This is a genomic window from Nocardia gamkensis NBRC 108242 (assembly GCF_001612985.1).
GTDB classification, from domain to species: Bacteria; Actinomycetota; Actinomycetes; order Mycobacteriales; family Mycobacteriaceae; genus Nocardia; species Nocardia gamkensis.
Map to the genome: position 1 here is coordinate 106375 of NZ_BDBM01000016.1, position 20024 is coordinate 126398.

17 protein-coding genes are annotated in these 20024 nt (G+C 69.7%); 11 read left to right on the forward strand and 6 right to left on the reverse strand.

What is annotated here, in order from left to right; genetic code table 11:
- Positions 1 to 13 precede the first annotated feature (13 nt).
- Positions 14 to 1453, reverse strand: coding sequence for an amino acid permease (locus NG1_RS15495; protein ID WP_084498938.1), 1440 nt, complete (start codon positions 1451 to 1453; stop codon positions 14 to 16).
- Between the two features lie 212 nt (positions 1454 to 1665).
- Between NG1_RS15495 and NG1_RS15500 the strand changes: the two genes are divergently transcribed.
- Both NG1_RS15500 and NG1_RS15505 read left to right on the forward strand, forming a co-directional pair.
- A complete protein-coding gene (locus NG1_RS15500; protein WP_062971395.1) occupies positions 1666 to 2853 on the forward strand; it encodes a serine hydrolase domain-containing protein in 1188 nt (395 codons plus the stop codon).
- 69 nt (positions 2854 to 2922) lie between these two features.
- Entirely contained in the window at positions 2923 to 3915 is a 993-nt protein-coding gene (locus NG1_RS15505) for an LLM class flavin-dependent oxidoreductase (protein WP_062971397.1), read from the forward strand.
- 6 nt (positions 3916 to 3921) lie between these two features.
- Here NG1_RS15505 and NG1_RS15510 read toward each other — a convergent pair whose 3' ends face one another.
- Positions 3922 to 4749 (reverse strand): NADPH-dependent oxidoreductase, encoded by an 828-nt coding sequence (locus NG1_RS15510; RefSeq protein WP_084498947.1) that lies wholly within the window; start codon positions 4747 to 4749, stop codon positions 3922 to 3924.
- A gap of 109 nt (positions 4750 to 4858) precedes the next feature.
- Between NG1_RS15510 and NG1_RS15515 the strand changes: the two genes are divergently transcribed.
- Entirely contained in the window at positions 4859 to 5614 is a 756-nt protein-coding gene (locus tag NG1_RS15515) for a siderophore-interacting protein (RefSeq protein ID WP_062971401.1), read from the forward strand.
- 275 nt (positions 5615 to 5889) lie between these two features.
- Here NG1_RS15515 and NG1_RS15520 read toward each other — a convergent pair whose 3' ends face one another.
- Positions 5890 to 7101: a NupC/NupG family nucleoside CNT transporter gene (locus NG1_RS15520; protein ID WP_062971504.1), complete on the reverse strand. Its 1212-nt coding sequence runs from the start codon at positions 7099 to 7101 to the stop codon at positions 5890 to 5892.
- Positions 7102 to 7356: 255 nt separating this feature from the next.
- Between NG1_RS15520 and NG1_RS15525 the strand changes: the two genes are divergently transcribed.
- Positions 7357 to 8811: an APC family permease gene (locus NG1_RS15525; protein ID WP_245659913.1), complete on the forward strand. Its 1455-nt coding sequence runs from the start codon at positions 7357 to 7359 to the stop codon at positions 8809 to 8811.
- A gap of 56 nt (positions 8812 to 8867) precedes the next feature.
- Here the strand turns inward: NG1_RS15525 and NG1_RS15530 are convergent, their stop codons facing one another.
- From NG1_RS15530 to NG1_RS15540, 3 genes are read right to left on the reverse strand one after another with little or no spacing between them, the layout of a single operon-like run.
- Entirely contained in the window at positions 8868 to 9917 is a 1050-nt protein-coding gene (locus NG1_RS15530) for an ABC transporter substrate-binding protein (protein ID WP_062971506.1), read from the reverse strand.
- Between the two features lie 2 nt (positions 9918 to 9919).
- Complete coding sequence (locus NG1_RS15535) at positions 9920 to 10804, reverse strand: ABC transporter permease (protein ID WP_062971405.1); 885 nt, start codon at positions 10802 to 10804, stop codon at positions 9920 to 9922.
- Complete coding sequence (locus NG1_RS15540) at positions 10794 to 11600, reverse strand: ABC transporter ATP-binding protein (RefSeq protein WP_062971408.1); 807 nt, start codon at positions 11598 to 11600, stop codon at positions 10794 to 10796. Before NG1_RS15540 ends, NG1_RS15535 begins: the two co-directional genes overlap by 11 nt.
- Positions 11601 to 11757: 157 nt before the next feature.
- Between NG1_RS15540 and NG1_RS15545 the strand changes: the two genes are divergently transcribed.
- From NG1_RS15545 to NG1_RS15575, 7 genes are all read left to right on the forward strand, one after another.
- Positions 11758 to 13446 (forward strand): ATP-binding protein, encoded by a 1689-nt coding sequence (locus NG1_RS15545; protein ID WP_174315439.1) that lies wholly within the window; start codon positions 11758 to 11760, stop codon positions 13444 to 13446.
- A complete protein-coding gene (locus NG1_RS15550) occupies positions 13428 to 14099 on the forward strand; it encodes a response regulator transcription factor (RefSeq protein ID WP_062971410.1) in 672 nt (223 codons plus the stop codon). The genes NG1_RS15545 and NG1_RS15550 overlap by 19 nt, the downstream gene beginning before the upstream one ends.
- A gap of 188 nt (positions 14100 to 14287) precedes the next feature.
- The gene (locus NG1_RS15555; protein ID WP_062971412.1) at positions 14288 to 15340 is read left to right on the forward strand and encodes a Gfo/Idh/MocA family protein; all 1053 of its coding nucleotides are present in this window, start codon (positions 14288 to 14290) and stop codon (positions 15338 to 15340) included.
- A gap of 85 nt (positions 15341 to 15425) precedes the next feature.
- Positions 15426 to 16316 (forward strand): bile acid:sodium symporter family protein, encoded by an 891-nt coding sequence (locus tag NG1_RS15560; protein WP_062971414.1) that lies wholly within the window; start codon positions 15426 to 15428, stop codon positions 16314 to 16316.
- A 51-nt stretch (positions 16317 to 16367) separates the two neighbouring features.
- Positions 16368 to 18074, forward strand: coding sequence for a serine/threonine-protein kinase (locus NG1_RS15565; protein ID WP_245659914.1), 1707 nt, complete (start codon positions 16368 to 16370; stop codon positions 18072 to 18074).
- An 86-nt stretch (positions 18075 to 18160) separates the two neighbouring features.
- The gene (locus NG1_RS15570) at positions 18161 to 18955 is read left to right on the forward strand and encodes a M50 family metallopeptidase (protein ID WP_040866344.1); all 795 of its coding nucleotides are present in this window, start codon (positions 18161 to 18163) and stop codon (positions 18953 to 18955) included.
- Positions 18956 to 19090: 135 nt separating this feature from the next.
- On the forward strand, positions 19091 to 20014 hold the full coding sequence (locus NG1_RS15575; protein WP_062971418.1) for a DUF5995 family protein: 924 nt from the start codon (positions 19091 to 19093) through the stop codon (positions 20012 to 20014).
- Positions 20015 to 20024 lie beyond the last annotated feature (10 nt).

Consider the following 20024-nt stretch of genomic DNA (forward strand, 5'->3'; position numbering starts at 1 on the left):
CGATGGCCGCCCGTCAGCTGGTGTGCACGGGGTCGGTCGCGGCGCTGGAGTTACCGATCTTGCGCAGCGCGAGGTACCCGGCCGACACCAGCGCCGCCCACACCACGCCGACGACGATCGCGGTGCGCCCGCTGTCGGTGAACAGCAGCAGCACGACCACCAGTCCGAGGAACGCCAGCGCCAGCACGGTGGTGTAGGGCGCGGCGGGCAGCCGGTAGTCGCTCGCGGGCAGCTCACCGCGGGCCACCTTGGCCCGGTAGAGCAGGTGACAGACCAGGATGACGCCCCAGACGAAGATGATGCCGATGGTCGACACCGAGGTGATGTAGGCGAACGCCTTGTCCGGGGAGATGATGTTGACCACCACGCCGATCACCATCGCCGCCGCGGACGCGATGATCCCGGCGTAGGGCACCGCGTTCGCGCTCAGCTTGCTCAGCCCGGCGGGCGCCTCGCCGCGCAGCGACAGGGTGCGCAGCATCCGGCCGGTCGAGTAGATCCCCGAGTTGCACGACGACAATGCCGCGGTGAGCAGCACGAAGTTGACGATGCCCGCCGCGCCGGGGATGCCGATCTGCTCGAAGACCTCCACGAACGGGCTCTTGCCCGCGTGGAAGGTGCGCCAGCTGGACACCGCCATGATCACCACGAGCGCGCCGACGTAGAACAGGCCGATCCGGAAGGGAAGCGTGTTGATCGCCTTGCGCAGCGTCTTGCGGGGCTCGCGCGCCTCCCCCGCGGTGACGCCGACCAACTCCACACCGACGTAGGCGAACAGCACGATCTGCAACACCAGCAGCGACTGGCCGAGACCGTTGGGGAACACGCCCCCGTCGGCCCACAGATTGGTGACGGTGGGGTCGGGCGCGTGACCGAAACCGAACAGCAGCACGCCGATGCCGAGCAGGATCATGCCGACGATCGCGGTCACCTTGATGGTGGAGAACCAGAACTCGCCCTCGCCGAACAGCCGCACCGAGATCAAGTTGGCGCAGAACATCACCGCGAGCACGACCAGTGCGGTGACCCACGGCGCGATGTCGAACCAGTACTCCACGTACTTGCCGGCCACGGTGATCTCGGCCATGCAGGTGGCCACCCACACCGCCCAGTACGACCAGCCGGTCACGAAACCGGCGAAGCGGCCGAGGAATTCGTGCGCGTACTCGGCGAAACTGCCCGAGATCGGCCGGTAGGTCAGCAATTCGCCGAGCGCCCGCATGATCACGAAGATCGCCAGGCCCGCCGCCAGATAGGCGAGGATGAGACCGGGGCCTGCCTGCTCGATCGCACCGCCCGCGCCGTAGAACAGGCCCGTGCCGATCGCGCCGCCGATGGCGATCATCTGAATGGTGCGCGGGCTCAGGCCCCGCGCGTAGCCTTCCGAGTCCCCGCCGTCCGCCGGATCCAAAGGTCCCGCGTCCTGAAGGTGACGGTCGGAGGAGGCTGTCATACTGCGGTCCTTCCCTCGCTGGGCAGCGGCGCCGGTCGCCTGCCGGTACGCCGGAACACGATGTCGGATCATCGCACGGTCCGGCCCAGGGGGTCACGCTACCGCCCGGCCGGCGCGCGCGTCGTCTCCGGGCCGACCGCCGCGGCCGTGCGGACCTACCGGAGCGGCGTCGGGCGTGCCATCATCGGATCCCCTACCGATGGGCTTTCGTCATGACCGAAGTATCGCCCCGGCGCAGGCGACCCGGCCGTTTCGCGCTGCGCGCCGTCGTCGTCCTGTTCGTGATCGTCGCAGTCCTGGTCGGCGCGGCGTTCGCGACGACGACCGTCCTGCACATCCCGTCGCCGCCGACACTGCTGCGCCTGCTGACCGACCCGCCGTCGGCGCAGGGCGCGCTGTTCGAGAGCCGGACGGTGGCCGCCTCCCCCGCCCCGCGTCCCCTCCCGAGAGCACCGCGGCCGCTGCCCGAGCAGGTGCCCTGGAAGGGCTCGCACCTCTCGATGGCCGATTTCCTCGGCACCACGCACACCAATTCGTTCCTCATCCTGCGCGACGGCGCTGTGACACACGAGTGGTATCGCGACGGCTTCACCGCGACCACCCGCCAGTCCTCGTGGTCGGTGGTGAAGTCCATCGTGTCGCTGCTGACCGGCCGAGCCGTCGCGGCGGGGAAACTCACCGAGGACGACCGCTTGGTGCGGATCCTGCCCGAGCTGACCACCGGCGGCGAGTACGACAGCGTCACCATCCGCGACCTGCTGGACATGGCCTCCGGGGTGGACGTATCGGAGAACTACAACAAGTATCTGCCGCTGACGGGCACCGCCCGGATGTACCTCACCGAGGATCTGGCCGGATTCGTCCGCGACCACCACGGTCTGCGGTTCGCTCCCGGCAGCGCGGGCGAGTACCGCAGCGTGGACACCCAATTGCTGGGCATGGCGCTGGCGCGGGTCGAAGGCCTGCCGCTGGCCGAATTGCTGGAGCGCGACATCTGGGGGCCGATCGGCGCCGAGGACGACGCGCTGTGGAACCTCGATCGCTCCGGGGGCCAGGAGAAAGCGTTCTGCTGCCTGAACGCGACCGCCCGCGATTTCGCCAAGATCGGCCGGCTGGTGCTGGACGGCGGGCGGGCAGGCGACGCGCAGATCGTGCCGCCTGCCTGGATCGACCGCATCCGCACGCCCGCGCCGCACCAGGTGGGCGTTTGGCCCTACAGCGCGCAATGGTGGCACCCGACCGGCGGGGACGGCGCCGACCTCACCGCCGTCGGCGTGTACGGCCAGTACGTCTACGTGGACCCGCCCAGCGGCACCGTCATCGTCAAGCTCAGCGACCACGGCACCACCCAGGACGAGCAGGAGACCATCGAGGTCTTCCGTACGATCGCACGCGGCTGAGGCGGCCGGGCGAAATACACCGGGGACGGGCGGCGTTGGCAGTGGAGATCGCCACTGTGGAGGAGACCCATGATCGACGTCCCGCTGTCCGTACTGGATCTGGCGCCGGTGCAGTCCGGCCGCACCGTCCGTGAGGGGCTGGACGCGACCACCGAATTGGCCAGGCGCACCGAGGCTTTGGGCTATCACCGCTTCTGGGTCGCCGAACACCACAACATGCCAGGCATCGCCAGCTCGGCGCCGAGCGTGCTGCTGGCCCACCTGGCCGCGGCCACCTCGACCATCCGGGTCGGCTCCGGCGGGGTGATGCTGCCCAATCACGCGCCGCTCGTGGTCGCCGAGCAGTTCGGCACGCTGCACGCGCTGCATCCCGGCCGGATCGACCTCGGCATCGGACGTGCGCCCGGCACCGACCAGGCGACCGCCCGCGCGCTGCGACGGACCGCGGACGGACTGTCGGCGGAATCCTTCCCTCAGGAACTGGCCGCATTGCTGGGCTACTTCCGCGGCGCCGATCCCGGCGGCATCGCCGCGACGCCGGGTCGCGGCGAGGAACCGGAGATCTGGCTGCTGGGTTCCAGCGGCTACAGCGCCCAGGTCGCCGCGGTGCTCGGGCTTCCGTTCGCCTTCGCGCACCACATCAGCCCCGACAACACCGAGCCCGCGCTCGCGCTCTACCGCGAGCATTTCCGGCCGTCGGAGCAGCTGGAGCGCCCGTATGCGATGGTGGCGGTCGCGGCGATCTGCGCGGATACCGACGAGCGCGCCGATGCCCTCGCCGGTCCGCGCGACCTGGCTTTCCTGAACCTGGTGCGCGGCACGCCGCAGGCGCTGGCCACGCCGGAGGAAGCGGCCGCGTTCCGCCCGTCGGAGCACGAGCGCGCGTTCATCAGGCAGCGCCGGGCCGGGCAGGTGCTCGGCTCGCCGGAGACGGTGCGCGGCCAGCTCGCGGACCTGCTCGAGCGCACGCGGGCCGACGAGCTGATGATCAACACGCTGGTCTTCGACATCGACGACCGTGCCCGATCGTTCGAACTGCTCACCGAGAAGGTCGCGGCGTGAGGCGGGTCAGTGCAACCGGAAGCCGTGGTTGGTCAGCGATTCGCGCAGCCGGTGCCTGCCGTTGAGCGCCGCCGCCGAGGCCAGCCGGGCCAGCACACGCTCGGTCCAGGAATGCGCGAGCTGTTGCTCGGCATAGAATTCCGCGATCCGGGTCTCGTACTCGGCCACGTGCGCCCGCTGCGCGGCCAGATCGTAGGTTTCCCGGTGCAGAACGGCTTCCTGCGGAAGACGCGGTTTCACCCGCGCGTCCTCGGCGGGGTCGGGGTGGCCGACCACCAAGCCGAAGACGGCGAAGACCTGCGGCGGCAGGCCCAGCTCGGCGGCGACTTCTTCCGGCTTGTTGCGCAGCGCGCCGATGTAGACGGTGCCGAGTCCGAGCGATTCCGCCGCCACGACCGCGTTCTGCGCCGCCAGCGCGGCGTCGATGAAGCCGACGTAGCTCGACTCGAGGTAGTCCGCGCCCTCCAGCGGCGCGCTCCGGTCTTCGGCAAGCTGGCGCAGGCGGGCGAAGTCGGCCGTCCAGACCAGCAGCACCGGCGCCTGCACGATGTGGGCCTGGTCGCCCGCGAGCGCGGCCAAGCGTGCCTTGCGCTGCGGGTCGCGCACCGCGATGACGCTCCAGACCTGGAGATTCGACGAGGTCGGCGCGGACTGCGCCGCGGAGATCAGCAGTCGCAGCGTGGCATCGGGCACCGGATCGGACAGGTAGCGGCGCACCGAGCGGTGTTCGTGCAGCACTTGCAGGACCTGATTCCACTGCGCGGGTTCGGCCGGTCGAGGATCGCGGTAGCGCTGTTGCACGGCGTGGGTCGGTGTCGGCACGGACTGCGTCATGGGCATCATCCTTTCGCCCGCGCGGCGCGCCGTCAGCGGTTGGCCGCACCCTGAGCCGAACACGAGTAGGGTAAGTAAGGTAATCCTAATAACATTATCGGAGGTTCCCTTGGCACGTCCCCGCACCACCCTCACGGTGCAACGCACGGAATGGCTGACCCCGCACCTGATCCGGGTGCACCTCGGCGGCCCCGGCTTTGCCGCGTTCCGGCCCAGCGAGTTCACCGACTCGTATGTGAAGTTCATCTTCCCGCAGGACGGGGACGAGGTGGTCCGCACTTACACCGTCCGGTCGGTGGACACCGTCGCCGGGGAGATCGCGGCGGATTTCGTCTACCACGGCGCGGAGGGCATCGCGGGACCGTGGGCAGCCGCGGTCGAGCCCGGCGAAACCATCGACCTCTACGGCCCCGGCGGCGCGTACTCCCCGCGCCCGGACGCCGACTGGCATCTACTGGCCGGTGACGAGGCCGCGCTGCCCGCCATCGCCGCCGCGCTCGAGGCGATGCCCGGCGAAGCGACCGGGCTGGCGTTCGTCGAGGTCGCCGGTCCGGACGACGAACTGCCGTTGAAGAAGCCGGACGGCATCGAGCTGACCTGGCTGCACCGCGGCGTCCGGCCGCCCGGCGAGGTGCTCGCCGAAACCGTCCGCGCGGCACCGTGGGCGCCGGGACAGGTCCAGGTGTTCATCCACGGTGAAGCGCAGGCGGTCATGCAGGATCTGCGCCGCTATGTCCGCAAGGACCGCGGTGTTTCGGCCGAGTGGGCGTCGTCGATCTCCGGCTACTGGCGCCGCGGCCGCACCGAGGAGGGCTTCCGGCAGTGGAAGGCCGAACTGCGCGCGGCCGAGGAGGCCACCGGCTGAACCGGCCCCACCCGGTCGGCGCACCGTCGAACACCGAGCGGCACGCGATGTCGCACCCGGAACTCCGCCGGGCGAGGTGAATCGAATACGGCGCTCGGCCCGGTGCGGCACCTGCACCGGGCCGGGTGACGTCGAGGATCGGCGCCCGGTCCGATACCCGCGACCGCGACGTCACCGCTTGCGTCCGGGAGCCCGGTCTCGAGCCGGCGCGGACATGTCCTCGAAGACACGGAACCCGCAGATCCGGACGACCGGATCGAAAGGGCGCCGTCGGCTCAACTCAAGAGCCCGACGATGGTGGCGGACAGGCAGCTGACCAGGGTGGCGCCGTAGAGCAGGCGGAGCCCGTTGCGGGCGATGACGCCGCCCTGTTTCTCGCTGAGGCTGCGGACCGCGCCGGTGACGATGGCGATGGTGGAGAAGTTCGCGAACGACACCAGGTAGGTGGACACGATCGCGACGGTGCGGTCGGACAGTCCCCCGTGCTGCCGGTTCAGCTCCTGCATGGCGACCACCTCGTTGGACACCAGCTTGGTGCCCATGAATCGGCCCGCGGCCGCCGCCTCCTCCCACGGGATGCCGGTCAGCCAGGCGGCGGGGGCGAAGATGTGCCCCATCAGATCCTGGAACGTGGTGCCGTGGAACAGGGCGGCGAAGATTCCGTTGATCATCGCCAGCAGAGCGATGAATCCGATCAGCATCGCCGCGACGGTGAAGGCCACCTTGAAACCCACCAAGATGTATTCGGTGAGCATCTCGAAGAACGATTGCGCCTTACGGCTGTCGGAGATCTCCTCGCCGAGCAGCCGCGCGTCGTCTTCGGCGGTGACCGCGTAGGGGTTGATCAGCGAGCACACCACGAAAGCGCCCAGCATGTTCAGCACGATAGCCGCGATCACATACTTCGGGTCGATCAGCTGCATGTAAGCGCCGAGGATGCCCGCCGAGACCGTCGACATCGCCGAGGCCGCCAAGGTGTACATCCGCTGCGACGGGATGTCGTCGAGCATGGCGCGCAGCGAGATGAACACCTCGGACTGACCGAGGATGGCGGAGGCGACCGCGTTGAACGATTCGATCTTGCCGAAGCCGCTCACCCACGCCAGCAGCAGACCGAGGTACTTGATGACGAACGGCAGCACCCGCAGGTGCTGCAAGATGCCGATCAGCGCGGAGACGAGCACGATCGGCATCAGGACCGCGAAGAGGAAGGCGGGCCCGCTGCCGCCGACGCCGGGCAGGTCGCCGAACACGAACGCCGTACCCTGTGCGGCGTAGCCGAGGATATGGGCGAAAGTGTCGCTGACCGCCCGGATTACGGTCCCCCCGATCCCCGTTCTCAGCAACAGGAAACCGAGCGCGACCTGCAGGAGCAACAGGACCGCGATCCGCGGCAGCCTTCCGGCGGCGGCGCGGCGGTCGGTACTGGGCAACCATGCCAGCAGCAGGAAGCACGCCAGCCCGACGAATCCGATCAGATAATGCACGCGCACCTCGGCCGCCGTGGCGTACACCGGCTTGTGGGACCAACTCTCATGTCGGTCTATGGTGCGGTGTCTCCACGGTTGAGAAGATCAGCAGCGGCTCGCTCCGGAACTTAGTTCCGCGAAGGAGCAGTGACATCGCCCAGGTGGGAAGGGATGATCGGTGGCAGACCGGTCGCCACAATCTCCGAACCTGATGACCTTCCCGATCGACCTCCGGGTCGGTGCACCGCTTCTATCGAAGGTGAGGTGGCGAAGGTGGCGCACTCGCAGGCCGACGAGAATTCCGTCGAGGCCGGCGGCTACCGGCAGGAGCTGGAACGGACCCTCGGCTCCTTCCAGGTGTTCGCGATCTCGTTCGCGTTCATCTCGGTGGCGGTCGGCATCTTCGCGACCTACGACGACGTGTTGCGCAACGCCGGTCCGGTGGGTATCTGGCTCTGGATCGTCGCGGCGGTGGGGCAGGCGCTGGTGGCATTGGTGGTCGCGCAGTTCGCGGCACGCATCCCGCTCAGCGGCTCCTCCTACCAGTGGGCGTCGCGACTGGCCGACCCCAAGATCGGCTGGTGGTTCGGGTGGGTGACCTTCTGCTACCTGGCGATCGCCGTGGTGGCCGTCGACAACGCGCTGGCCAGCCAGGCCTTCATGCCGCTCGCGGGCATCGCGCCGGACGAGGACACCGCCCGGGTGATCACGCTCGTGGTGCTGTTCGTCCAGGCGGTGCTGGCCATCGCCTCGACGCGCCTGGTCAGCATGATCAACACCAGCGCGGTGGGGCTCGAACTCGGGCTCGTGGTGGTGCTGGCGATCGCGCTCGTCGCCGCGGTGGTGATCACCGGTAGAGGCGCCCCCGGCAACCTCGCCTCCCGCGGTGTCACCGAGAACGCTCCCGGCTACTTCACCGTCGGCGGCGGGTTGATGCTCGCCATGCTCATGGGCCTCGGCACGCTGGTCGGCTTCGACGCGGCGGCCAACCTCGCCGAAGAGGCCAAGGACCCGCATCGCAGCGTCCCGCGCGCGATCGTGGGATCGGTGGTGGCCGCCGGGGTGCTGGGGCTGCTGTTCCTGATCGCGCTCACCGTCGCGATCGACGACATCCCCCGCATCAGTGCCAGCGGCTCGCCGGTCGCGGCGATCATGCGCGATCAGCTCGGTCCGGTGATGGAGCGGACGCTGCTGGCGGCGATCACGTTCGCGTTCTTCGGCGCCGGGATGGTGGTGCTGGCCGCGTGTTCGCGGCTGGTTTTCGCGATGTCGCGCGACGCGCGCTTCCCCGCCCACCGGCTGATGCGCCGGGTCGACCCTCGCACGCACACGCCGGTCGCGGCGACGATCCTGATCTTTCTCCTGGGTGTGGTCCTGATGATCGCCCTGCCGGGTGACGCGCTGTTGGAGCTGATCACGGCGTCGACGATCCTGCCCGCCCTCATCTACGCCTCGACGGTCGTTCTCTACCTGGCGGTGCGCCGCCGGTTGGACCGCAGGAAAGGCGCGTTCGACCTCGGGCGCTTCGAGTTGCCGGTCGCCATCGGCGCGCTGGTGTGGTCGGCCGTCGCGTTGTTCGTCCTGGTGACGCCCTCGGACGCCTTCGTCCCGGTCGTGATCGTTGCCGGATTGGTCGTTACGGGCGGCGTGTTCTTCCTCGCCTTGCTGGCGTTCGACCGGCAGGCGCTCGAAACCGAACCCGGTGACGTGAGCGTCTTCGAGCACTGACCGGCCGAGCCGCCCGAGCGCAGCTGGCTTCGGGCGGCTCGGCGGTGGTCACCGGCCTACTGGCGCGGCGCGCGCAACGCCTCCTCCACGAACTGCGTGGTGTAGGTCTCCGACAGGTCGATGCGATCGCGCACGGGACGCACGTTCTTCGAGTACTTGCCGAGAATGTCCAGCACGTTCTGCGCGCCCTCGGGTTTCATCAGGCCGTCGCCGTTGAACATGCCGATCGAGTCGCGGATCGACTGGACGTAGAGGTCCTTGCCCGCACTCGCGTACTGCGGCGGCATCTTCGCGGCGATCTCCTCGGGCGTGTGCGTCCGGATCCATTGCAGCGTCTGCACGAACGCGGCGGCGAGCTTGCGCACGATGTCCGGGTGGGCGTCGATCGTGGCGCAGTTCATGTACAGCGACGTCGCCGGGTACAGCCCGCCGAGCGCGGCCCGGGTACCCGCCTCGGTGCGCATGTCGACCAGAATCCGCGCCTCCCCGGAGTTCACCATCTGCGCCACGGTGGGATCGGTGGTCATGCCCGCGTCGATGCCGTCGTGGTTCATGCCCGCGATGAAGGTCTGTCCCGCGCCGACTTTCACCCGGGTGTACTCGGCGGTCGTCATGCCCTCCTGGCCGGTGAGCGCCTGGGTGAGGAAGTCGGTCGAGGAACCGAGCGAGGTCACGCCCAGCTTCTTGCCGCGCAAATCGGCGACCGAGGTGATGTCCGCGTCCGCCTTCGACACCAGCTCCACCTCGCCCGGCACATCGGACATCTGCACCACCGAGCGGATGCACTGGTCCTTGGCCTGCAGGTCGATGGTGTGGTCGTAGAACCCGACCACCCCCTGCACATCGCCGGTGAGCAGCGCGGTCTCGGCCGTGGCGCCGGACTGCTCGCCGAGCAATCTCACGTCGATGTCGTTGCGCTCGAAGAAGCCGAGGCGCTGAGTGAGCATGGCGGGCAGATAGATCACCTTCTCCAGACCACCCACCATGATGGTGATCTGCGGCCGCCCGTCGGCCATCGGAATGGTGCGGGAGTCCCGGCATCCGGTGACGGTCAGCAGTGCCGCGATCGCGACGGCCACGAGCGCCAGCTGCTTGCGATACCTCATGATCAGATCCCGTGGTTCGAGGTCGCTTGCGAGGGCCGCCACTTCAGCAACCGGTTCTCCGCCATGCCGATCCCCCACTCGGCGATCAACGCGATCACGGTGATGACGATCATGCCCGCGTAGATGCCCGCCGAGTCGAACGTGCCTTGCGCATTGCTGATCAACAGGCCCAAACCCTTACTGGCACCGGCGTACTCACCTACCACCGCGCCGATCAGCGCGAAGCCGAAGGCGGTGTGCAGGCTGGACAGGATCCAGGTGGTCGCGCTGGGCAGGACGATCGACACCAGCACTTGCCTGCGGCTCGCGCCGAGAATGCGGGCATTGTTCATCACGTTGCCGTCGACCTCGCGCGCACCGGTGAACGCGTTGAAGAACACCGCGAAGAACACCAGCACCACCACCGTGGCGACCTTGGAGCTCAGCCCGAGCCCGAACCAGATGATGAACAGCGAGGCCAGCACGATGCGCGGAACGGCGTTGAGCGCCTTGATGAACGGTGCTAGCACTTCGGCCCAGTACCGGCTGCGCCCGAGCAGCACGCCCAGCACGACGCCGGCCACCGTGCCGATCACGAAACCGAGCACGGCTTCCTGCACGGTGGTGTAGATCTGCAGCCAGATCGAGCCGAATTGAGTTCCCTCGGTGAACCATTCCACCAATCGCGCCCAGATCAGCGACGGCTTGGAGTAGAAGAAGGGATCGATCCACACCGTGGCGGTGAGTTCCCACGCGCCCAGCCACAGCGCCACCAGCGCGGCGCGCAGGCCCCAGGTGCGGATCCGTGCGCGCCGCGCGGTGGTGCGCACCCTGGCCAGGATCTGCTCTTCGGTCTCGTTCTCCACCACCGGCGCGGCGGCGTCGGGCGCCAGCACGTCATGCGACACGGGAGGCTCCCTTCGCGCGGGCGGCCTCGACCTGATCGCGCAGCGTCTGCCAGATCTCCTGGTAGATGTCGCGGAACTCGGTCGTCAGGCGCACCTCCTCGACACTGCGCGGGCGCGTCAAGCCGACGGGGAAGTCCCCGCAGACGGTGGCCGGGCTCGCGGTCATCACGACCACCCGGTCGGCCAGCACGATCGCCTCCTCCAGATCGTGCGTCACGAAGATGACCGCCGCGTTGGTGCCCGCCCAGACCCGCAGCAGTTCGTCCTGCATGAGCTGGCGGGTCTGCACGTCCAGCGCGCTGAACGGCTCGTCCATCAGCAGGATCTCCGGCTCGTTGACCAGTGTCTGCGCCAGCGCCACGCGCTTGCGCATGCCGCCGGACAGCTGGTGGGGGTAGTAGCTCTCGAATCCGGCCAGGCCCACCTTGCGCACCCATCCCGACGCCTTCGCGCGCGCTTCGGCTTTCGACGCGCCGCGCAGGCGCGGGCCGAGCGCGACGTTGTCCAGCACGCTCTTCCACGGCAGCACCGCGTCCTGCTGGAACATGTAGCCGATGCCGTCCGGGATGCCGTCGACGTCCTCGCCGCGCACCAGCGTCCGGCCGGCCGAGGCCGGTTCCAGCCCGGACACCAGCGACAATGTCGTGGACTTGCCGCATCCGGTCGGGCCGACGACGGCGACGAATTCGCCGGGTCGCACCGTGAGGTTCAGATTGCGCACGGCGGTGTGGATGCCACCGCCGGTGCCGGGGAAGCGCTTGGTCGCGCTCCGCAGCTCGATGAGTGATTGCGTCATTGCTTCCTACTCCTGCGAGATCGGGTAGGGCGAACGTACGTGGCCCCGGTCACACCCCGGAGCTTGTGCGCACAACCGCCACAAACGCGGGATTCGCATGTTTTGCGCATTCTGCTCACGCTCCCCCTACGCGGTAATTCGCGCCTATGCTGCGCCCATGGCCACTGAGGGCGCGCGGGCTGTGCGATTGCGGACCCAGGTTCTGCTGTCGCAGATCCTGGTCGTCGCGCTGACCCTCGGTGTCGCGTTCGCGGTGTTCGGCTACCTCAGCGACCAGCGGCTGCGCGACGCCTACGGCCAGCGCGCGCTGGCCGTCGCGCGCACCGTCGCCGCCGATCCGGTGGTGCGCGCCGAGGTGGGGAGGTACGCGCCGGGGGCGGTCGCCGACGATCCCGCCGTGCGCCGGGAGCTGGCCGCAGGTCCGCTCGAGCGGCTCGCGGTGGACGCGACGCAGCGCAACGGTGCGCTGTTCGTCGTGATCACCGATGACGCGGGCATCCGCCTCGCGCATCCGGACGCCGGACGGCTCGCCGAGCACGTCAGCACCGATCCGTCCGAGGCGCTCGCGGGCCGCGAGTCGATCACCGAGGAACGCGGCACGCTCGGCGACTCGGTTCGCGCGAAGGTCCCGGTGCTCGCTCCCGGTTCCGATCGTGTGGTCGGCGCGGTCAGCGTCGGCATCGCCACCGACGCGGTGCACGATCAACTGCTCGGCGACCTGCGCACCGCGGGCGCGCTGGTCGCGGTGGCGCTCGCGGTCGGCATCGCCGGATCGATCCTGCTCGCCCGCCGGTGGCGAGGGCTCACGCTCGGGCTGGAACCGGACGAGCTGGCCGAACTGGTTCGCGGCCAAGCCGCGGTGCTACACGGTATCGGCGGCGGCGTGCTCGCGGTCGACGCGTCGTGGCGCACCACCTTCGTCAACGACGAGGCCCGCAGGCTGCTCGGTGTCGCGCCGGACATCGGGCGTCCGGTGGACGAACTCGGGCTGACGCCCCGCGTGCTGGAAGTCTTTCGCGACCTCGACGAGCAGCCCGCCTCGGCGACGGTCGGCGCGAACATCGTCATCGTCTCCGCGCGCCGGGTGGTCCGGGACGGGCGCGATCTCGGCGCGGTGCTCACCGTGCGCGACCGCACCGACGTGGAATCGCTGACCCGGCAATTGGACGCGGTGCAGTCGATGAGCACGGTGCTGCGCGCACAGCGCCACGAGTTCTCCAACAAGATGCACCTGATCAGCGGACTGCTGCACGGCGGACGGGTCGGGGAGGCGGCGCGGTCGGTCGACGAACTGATCGGTGCGGGCCCGCTCGGCCCGGCGACACCGGGCATCGACGCCATCCACGACGCGTACCTACAGGCGTTCCTTGCCGCCAAGGCCGCGCACGCCAGGGAGAACGGCGTCGAGCTCGTACTCGGCCCCAACACCTGGGTCGAGGGCAGTCTCACCGATCCGGTGGACGTGACGACCGTGCTCGGCAACCTGCTGGACAACGCCATGGAGGCCGTCCGCGCCGGGGAACGGGCGGTGCGGCAGGTGGAAGTCGAACTGGTGCAGGAGGATTCGACGTTGCACATCACCGTCGCCGACACCGGTGACGGCGTCGCGCCCGGCCTGGTGGACACGCTGTTCACCGAAGGGGTCTCTACCCGCGACGACCGCGGCGTACCCGGCGGGCGCGGTGTCGGCCTCGCCTTGATCCGCCAGATCGCCCGCGCCCACGGCGGCGACGTGCGCCTGTCGAGCCCCGGCGGCGGCCCGCCGCCGCTCACCGGCGCGGAGTTCATCGCCCGCATCCCCGGTGTGCTCGTGGAAAGTGAGGTGGCATGGCCGCGCCGACCTTGACCGTCCTCGTCGTCGACGACGACTTCCGGGTGGCGAACCTGCATGCCGGAATCGTGCGGTCCATACCGGGTTTCACGGTGGCGGGCACCGCCAACACCCTCGCGTCCGCGCGGGAACTGGTCGCGGCGGAGCCGATCGACCTGGCGTTGGTGGACGTCTATCTGCCGGACGGATCCGGCATCGATTTCGTCCGCGAGATCCGCTGCGACGCGATGATGCTCACCGCGTCGACGGAGAGCGAGGCCGTGCGAGCCGCCATCGCGGCGGGCGCGCTGGCCTACCTCGTCAAGCCGTTTCCGCATACCGACCTGGCCGCCCGGCTCGCCGCCTATGCCCGGTACCGGCGCATTCTCGCGGTGCCGCAGGTCGACAACGCCCGGGTGTCCGCCGCGCTGCACGCACTGCGTCCAGCGGTCAGCGCCGGACCGTCCGCGCCGGTGTCGTCACCGACCAAAGACGCTGTTCTGCAAGCAATTGCGGACGCTGCATCGCCCCTTTCCGCGGGCGAGGTGGCGAGCGCGATCGGCGTCTCCCGGGCCACCGCCCAGCGTTACCTGGCCGGCCTCGTGGCCGGCGGCGCGGTGCGCATGAGCCTGCGCTACGGCACCACGGGACGGCCCGAACAGGAGTACTCCGCCGCACCGCAGCGCTGAGCGGGCTGTGTCCGGGTACGGTCTCGACGTCTGAACAGCATGGATCGAAGCCGCCGACCTCGCACGGCGACCCGAGGACCGCATGGGATCAGTGGGCTGGTCCGCGCCGATCGGAGGCGCTCTCACTCGGCGGACCGGCGCGTAGGTGGCGCCGCCGGGCGCAGCGACCGGCGCGGTAGCGTCGGGGCATGAGCATCCTCGACGTCGCCGTGCTCGGCTATGGCTTGGCCGGGTCGGTCTTCCACGCTCCGCTGATCGCGGCGGAGCCTCGGATGCGTGTCGCGGCTGTGGTCACCTCCTCGCAGGAGCGCGCCGAACGCGCCCGCGCCGAACACCCGGGCGTGCGCGTGGTGCCGCATGCCGAAGAGCTGTTCGCCGCGCCGCGCGGCATAGATCTGGTCGTGATCGCGACGCCCAACCGCACCCACGCGCCGCTGACCCGGCAAGCCCTCGAGGCCGGGTTGCCGGTTGTGGTCGACAAGCCGTTCGCGGTCTCGGCGGACGACGCCGAGGACCTCGTCGCGCGCGCGGAACGCTCCGGCCTGGCGCTGTCGGTCTTCCAGAACCGGCGCTGGGACGGCGACTTCCGGACGGTGCGCGAGCTGGTCGAGACCGGGAAGCTGGGCCGGGTGCGGCGGTTCGAGTCGCGGTTCGAGCGGTGGCGTCCGGTGCCGAAGGGCGGCTGGCGGGAGGTCGGCACGGACGAGGAGGGCGCGGGAATCCTGCTCGACCTCGGCAGCCACCTGGTGGACCAAGCCGTGACCTTGTTCGGCCCGGTGGCTTCGGTGTACTGCGAGCTGGACCGGCGGCGCGAGGGGATCACCACCGACGACGACGCGTTCGTCGCGCTGACCCACAACGGCGATGTCCGCTCCCACCTGTGGATGAGCGCCGTCGCCCCGCACCTCGGACCGCGCTTCCGAGTGCTCGGGTCGGAAGCCGGATATGTCACCTACGGACTGGACCCGCAGGAGGACGCGTTGCGGTCCGGACGCCGCCCGGACGGCGATTCACCCTGGGGCACAGTCGATGCCGACCGCTGGGGCGTCCTCGGCGCGGAACCCGATTTCGTCCCGGTGCCGACCGTGCCCGGCGCGTACCCGGCGTTCTACTCCGCCATGGCCGCCGCGCTGCTCGACGGCGCGCCGGTACCCGTCGACCCGCGCGACGCCGTCACGACGCTGCGCCTGCTGACGAAGGCGCGAGAGTCGGCGGCCCTGGGTGTGACGGTCACCGCCTGACCAGGGCTGGCCACCTTCGCCGCGAGTCGATAACGTCGGTCCCCGGGATCGGCCGGCTCGGCCGCTCGGCGGAGAGGAGACCCCCATGGGTGCAACGATTTTCGCGGTGTTGCTGCCGCTGGCACTGGCCTTGGTGATGTTCGGGCTCGGATTGACGCTGGCGACCGACGATTTCGCCCGCGTGCTGCGCTATCCGAAAGCGGCGGTGATCGCGCTGGTGTGCCAGATGGTCCTGCTGCCCGCGGTGTGCCTGGGCTTGATCCGCCTGTTCGGACTCGACGGCGCGCTGGCCGCGGGCATGCTGCTGCTCGCCGCGTCGCCGGGCGGTGCGTCGGCGAACCTGTTCAGTCACATCGCCGGGGGCAACGTGGCGCTGAACATCACGCTCACCGCGATCAATTCGGTGCTCGCGGTGTTCACCATGCCGGTGGTGGTGGCGCTGTCCTACGCCTTGTTCCTCGACGGCGAGGGCTCGGTCGGGCTGCGGCCGGACAAATTCGCTCAGGTCTTCGCCATCGTGCTCGTGCCCGTCGCGATCGGCATGGCTGTGCACCGGCGCTTCCCGGAATGGTCGCGCCGGATGCGCGGTGCGGTCAAGATCCTTTCGGTCGTGGTGCTCGCGCTGGTGATCGCGGCCGGAGTGGGCTCGAATCTGGACACGCTGTCGGAGCACATCGGAAAGCTGTCCGCGATCTGCCTGTCCTTCGCCGTGATCAGCCTGGCCGTCGGCTACTTCCTGCCCCGGCTCGCGCGAGTGGAAACCGATCAGGCCATCGCCTCGGCCATGGAGATCGGCGTGCACAACGCCGCGCTCGCGATCGCCGTCGCCGCGTCGGTGCTGGACAACGAGACCATGGCCGTGCCCGGCGCGGTCTACGGCGTTCTGATGAACATTCCCGCGGCGCTCGCGGCATATCTGCTGGCCAGGCGGGCGCGGCGGGAGCAGCCCGCGCCCGCGCCCAGCATGGCCGGTTAGCGGGGGCAGGCGCTGCGCGAACACGAGAGTGCCCGGTGAGTAGCCTCTCGGATGGTCGTACGCCATGAGAAGGGAACCAGCTGCGCGATGCAACCGCTCGGCATGAACGATCCGGCCAGGATCGGGGACTATCGCCTGCTCGGCGTCCTGGGCGTCGGTGGCATGGGCCGCGTCTACCTCGGACGGAACGCGGGCGGGCGCACCGTCGCGGTCAAGGTCATCCGCCCCGACATGATCGACGCGGAGTTCCGCACGCGCTTCCGGCGGGAGGTCGCGGCGGCGCGGCGGGTCGGCGGACGGTTCACCGCGCCCGTGCTCGACGCCGACGTGGACGCCGATCCGCCGTGGCTGGCCACCGGTTACGTGGCCGGGTTCTCGCTGGCCGACGCGGTCGACCGGTACGGGCCGTTCACCGAGCACGCGCTGCTCGTGCTGGCACACGGGCTGATCGAGGCATTGACAGCGGTCCACGGCGCCGGGGTGGTGCACCGCGACCTCAAGCCGTCCAATGTCCTCCTGGCTCTCGACGGTCCCAAGGTGATCGACTTCGGCATCGCCCGCGCCGTCGACGACAGTCAGCTCACCACCACCGGAAAGGTCATCGGCTCTCCGGGATTCATGTGCCCGGAGCAGGTGACCGGCGACCCGGTCGGCCCGCCCGCGGACGTCTTCGCCCTCGGCGGGATCCTGGTGTTCGCGGCCACCGGCCACGGACCGTTCGGCGTCGGCGACACCGTGCAGATGCTGTGGCGGGTGGTGTACGAGGAGCCGCAGCTCGACGACGTCCCGCAGCGACTGCGCCCGCTGGTGTCGGCCTGCCTGACCAAGGACGCCGTGGCCCGCCCGACCCCGGACCAGTTGCTCACCCAGCTCACCGCTCTCGGCATCCCCGAGCGCGGCGGCTGGCTGCCCGCCCCGGTGCTCGAGGAGGTCAGCCACCGCGCAGTGGAGCTGCTGAACCTCGACTCCGGGCCGTTCGACCGCCCGGACCTTCCCGCACCCCCGCATCCCGCGCGCACCGCCGACACCATGATCCATTCGGCTGCACCTGCGCACCCGCCCAGCGACCCCGGGCGATCGGCGCCCACGCACCTGCGGCACCCGGGCCCGCCGCAGGCGTCTCCCACCTACACCGGACACCACACCTACCCGCCCGCACACCAGAGTTCGCCCCGGTTCGGCGCGGCCGCCACCGCACCGCATCCGCGCCGCCCCGGCCGCGCCCTGCTCGTCGCGGGCGCGCTCGTCGTCTGCATCGCCGTCGCCGTAGCGGCGTTCGTGGTCGGCGCACAGTTACGCAACGACGATTCGAACGATTCGATCGCACAGACCACCCAAGCCACCGGCAAACCCGCCACAACTACCGCCACGCAGGCCGGTGACACGAGCCCGACGACCACCAGCAGTGCCTCCGGCACAAGCATTCCCAAGGCCTTTCTCGGCGAGTGGAAAGGTGTCGCCCGTGATGTCATCGCGTCGTTCGACATCGTGCTGACCATCGGAGACGGCGCGGTCGGCGAGGAAGTCGCGCAGTCGTCGAACACCGGCAAGCTGAAGGGTGAACGCTGTGAGCGGGCGGAGACCCTCACCGCCGCCACCGAGACCGAGCTGTCGTTTGTCGCCCGACTGTCCGGCGGCTCTCCCACGTGCTTCGACAACGGCTCCACCTCGACGGTCAGATTGCAACCGGACGGCTCGGTGGCCTACAGCCTCTCCGGGATTTTCGGCAACATCGAAGGGACCCTACGCAAGAGCTGAGAATAGGACGCCGCCGTCGCCCCTGATGTCGCGAAGGGGAACGCTTGCCACGAGCGCGGCCGTCCGCGGGCGGTTAAGGTGCGGCGGTGGACAGAGCGGAATTCTTCGAGCGCGGCGCCTCCATCGCCGATCGTCTGACGACGACGCAAGCGCAACCGCCGTGGTGGCTGGTGGTGGCGGCCGCGGTGGCGGCGCTCGTGCTGGTGGGTTACACCCCGATCTGGCGGCTCACCCGCAATATCGTCACCATCGCGCACGAAGGCGGGCATGCCTTGGTCGCGCTGCTCACCGGCCGCAAGCTCAACAGCATCCGATTGCATTCGGACACCTCGGGACTCACGGTGTCGAGCGGAAAACCCTACGGCCTCGGGATGATCCTCACTACGATGGCGGGTTACCCCGCGCCGCCGCTGCTCGGCCTCGGGTTCGCCGCCCTGCTCGGCGCCAGCCGGATCACGCTGATGCTGTGGACCGCCATCGTCCTGCTCGCCGCGCTCCTGATCAAGATCAGGAACATCTACGGCGGTATCACCGTGCTCGGACTCGGTGCGGCGGTCTTCGTCGTCTCCTGGTTCGGCACCGACACGCTGCAAGCGGGTTTCGCGTATCTGGGCGCCTGGTTCCTGCTGTTCGCCGGGGCGCGGCCGGTGCTCGAGCTACAGCGGGGACGTTCCCGGCAGCAGCGCGCCCGCTATCACGAGGTCGACTCCGACGCCGATCAACTCGCCAGGCTCACCCGGCTGCCCGGCCTGCTGTGGGTGTTCGTGTTCGGCGCGATAGCCGTGGGTTCGCTGCTGATCGGCGCGTGGCTGCTCGTCTCCGCCATCGCCGAGATCTGCCTGCCGGGCGCGCCTTCCGGCTCCTGCTTCGCGTCGCACTGACGCCGCGCTGCGCGACGCGATCGGTTCGGATAGGCTTCGATCCCGCCCTGCGCCACCTACCGCGTGCCGCATCGCCGAATGCCTCCACTTCGGCCGTCCCGGCGCGGAATCGCGATTCACGACCCTGGAGCCAGCATGCCGAACATCCTCGCGCGTACGCCGAGTACTGCTGCGCGGCAGCTTTTCTCAGCATTGATCGCGGCCGTGACGGCGCTGATCCTCACGATCTCGCTCGGTCCGGCGATCGCCTCCGCCGCACCGGCGGCCACGGCCTGCGGCACACCACTGGCGCCCGCCGAGACGGCCGCTATCGCGGAACTGTCCGACACCGGCACGCTGACCGGTTCCGCGCTGCGGCAATTGGAGGAAGCCGTCGACCGGCACCAGCGGATCACGGAGATCCTGGTCGCCCACCGCGATCTGCGCGGGGTGTTCGCCCTCGGGCTCGACGCGGTCGAACGGGCCGCCGTCCTGCCGCTACAGCGCGACCCCGCGTCGTTCGACGACCCGGAGTGGGCGCATCGGATCAGTCTCGAACTGCTGTCGCGCTTCCTGCGCACAGTGCACGCCGAATTCACCGGCGCACCCGTCGACCCGCACTGGGCACACTATTTCGCCCTGACCAGCCACTGCGAGCTGTCCCCCGCGCGCGTGGCGATGGCCGGGTACAACGCGCATCTGAGCGTCGACCTGTCCTATTCCGTCGCCGCGGTCGGCAGCACCGCCGCCAACGCGGGCGACTATTTCCGCATCGTCGACGCGATCGCCCAGCACGGTGCGCTGATCGTCGACGCGACCAAAGCGGTCTACGGCGGCGACCTCGGCCCGCTGTGGCGCTTCTACTTCGTCGGCGAGGGCTTGGACCTGGTGCTCGGTCGCGGGGTGGCCACCGGCCCCTTGCTCCGTCTGGCCGACGCGGGCGCCAACGTCGTCATTCTCTCGAACGGATTGGCCATGCGGGATCCGGCCGCGGCACCCGTCGTCACCGCCGAGATCGACATGTTGTGGCGCGGCCTCGATCTCGCTTTCGATGTCTTGTCGGATCTCGGCGGCCTCTAGCGGAGGAACC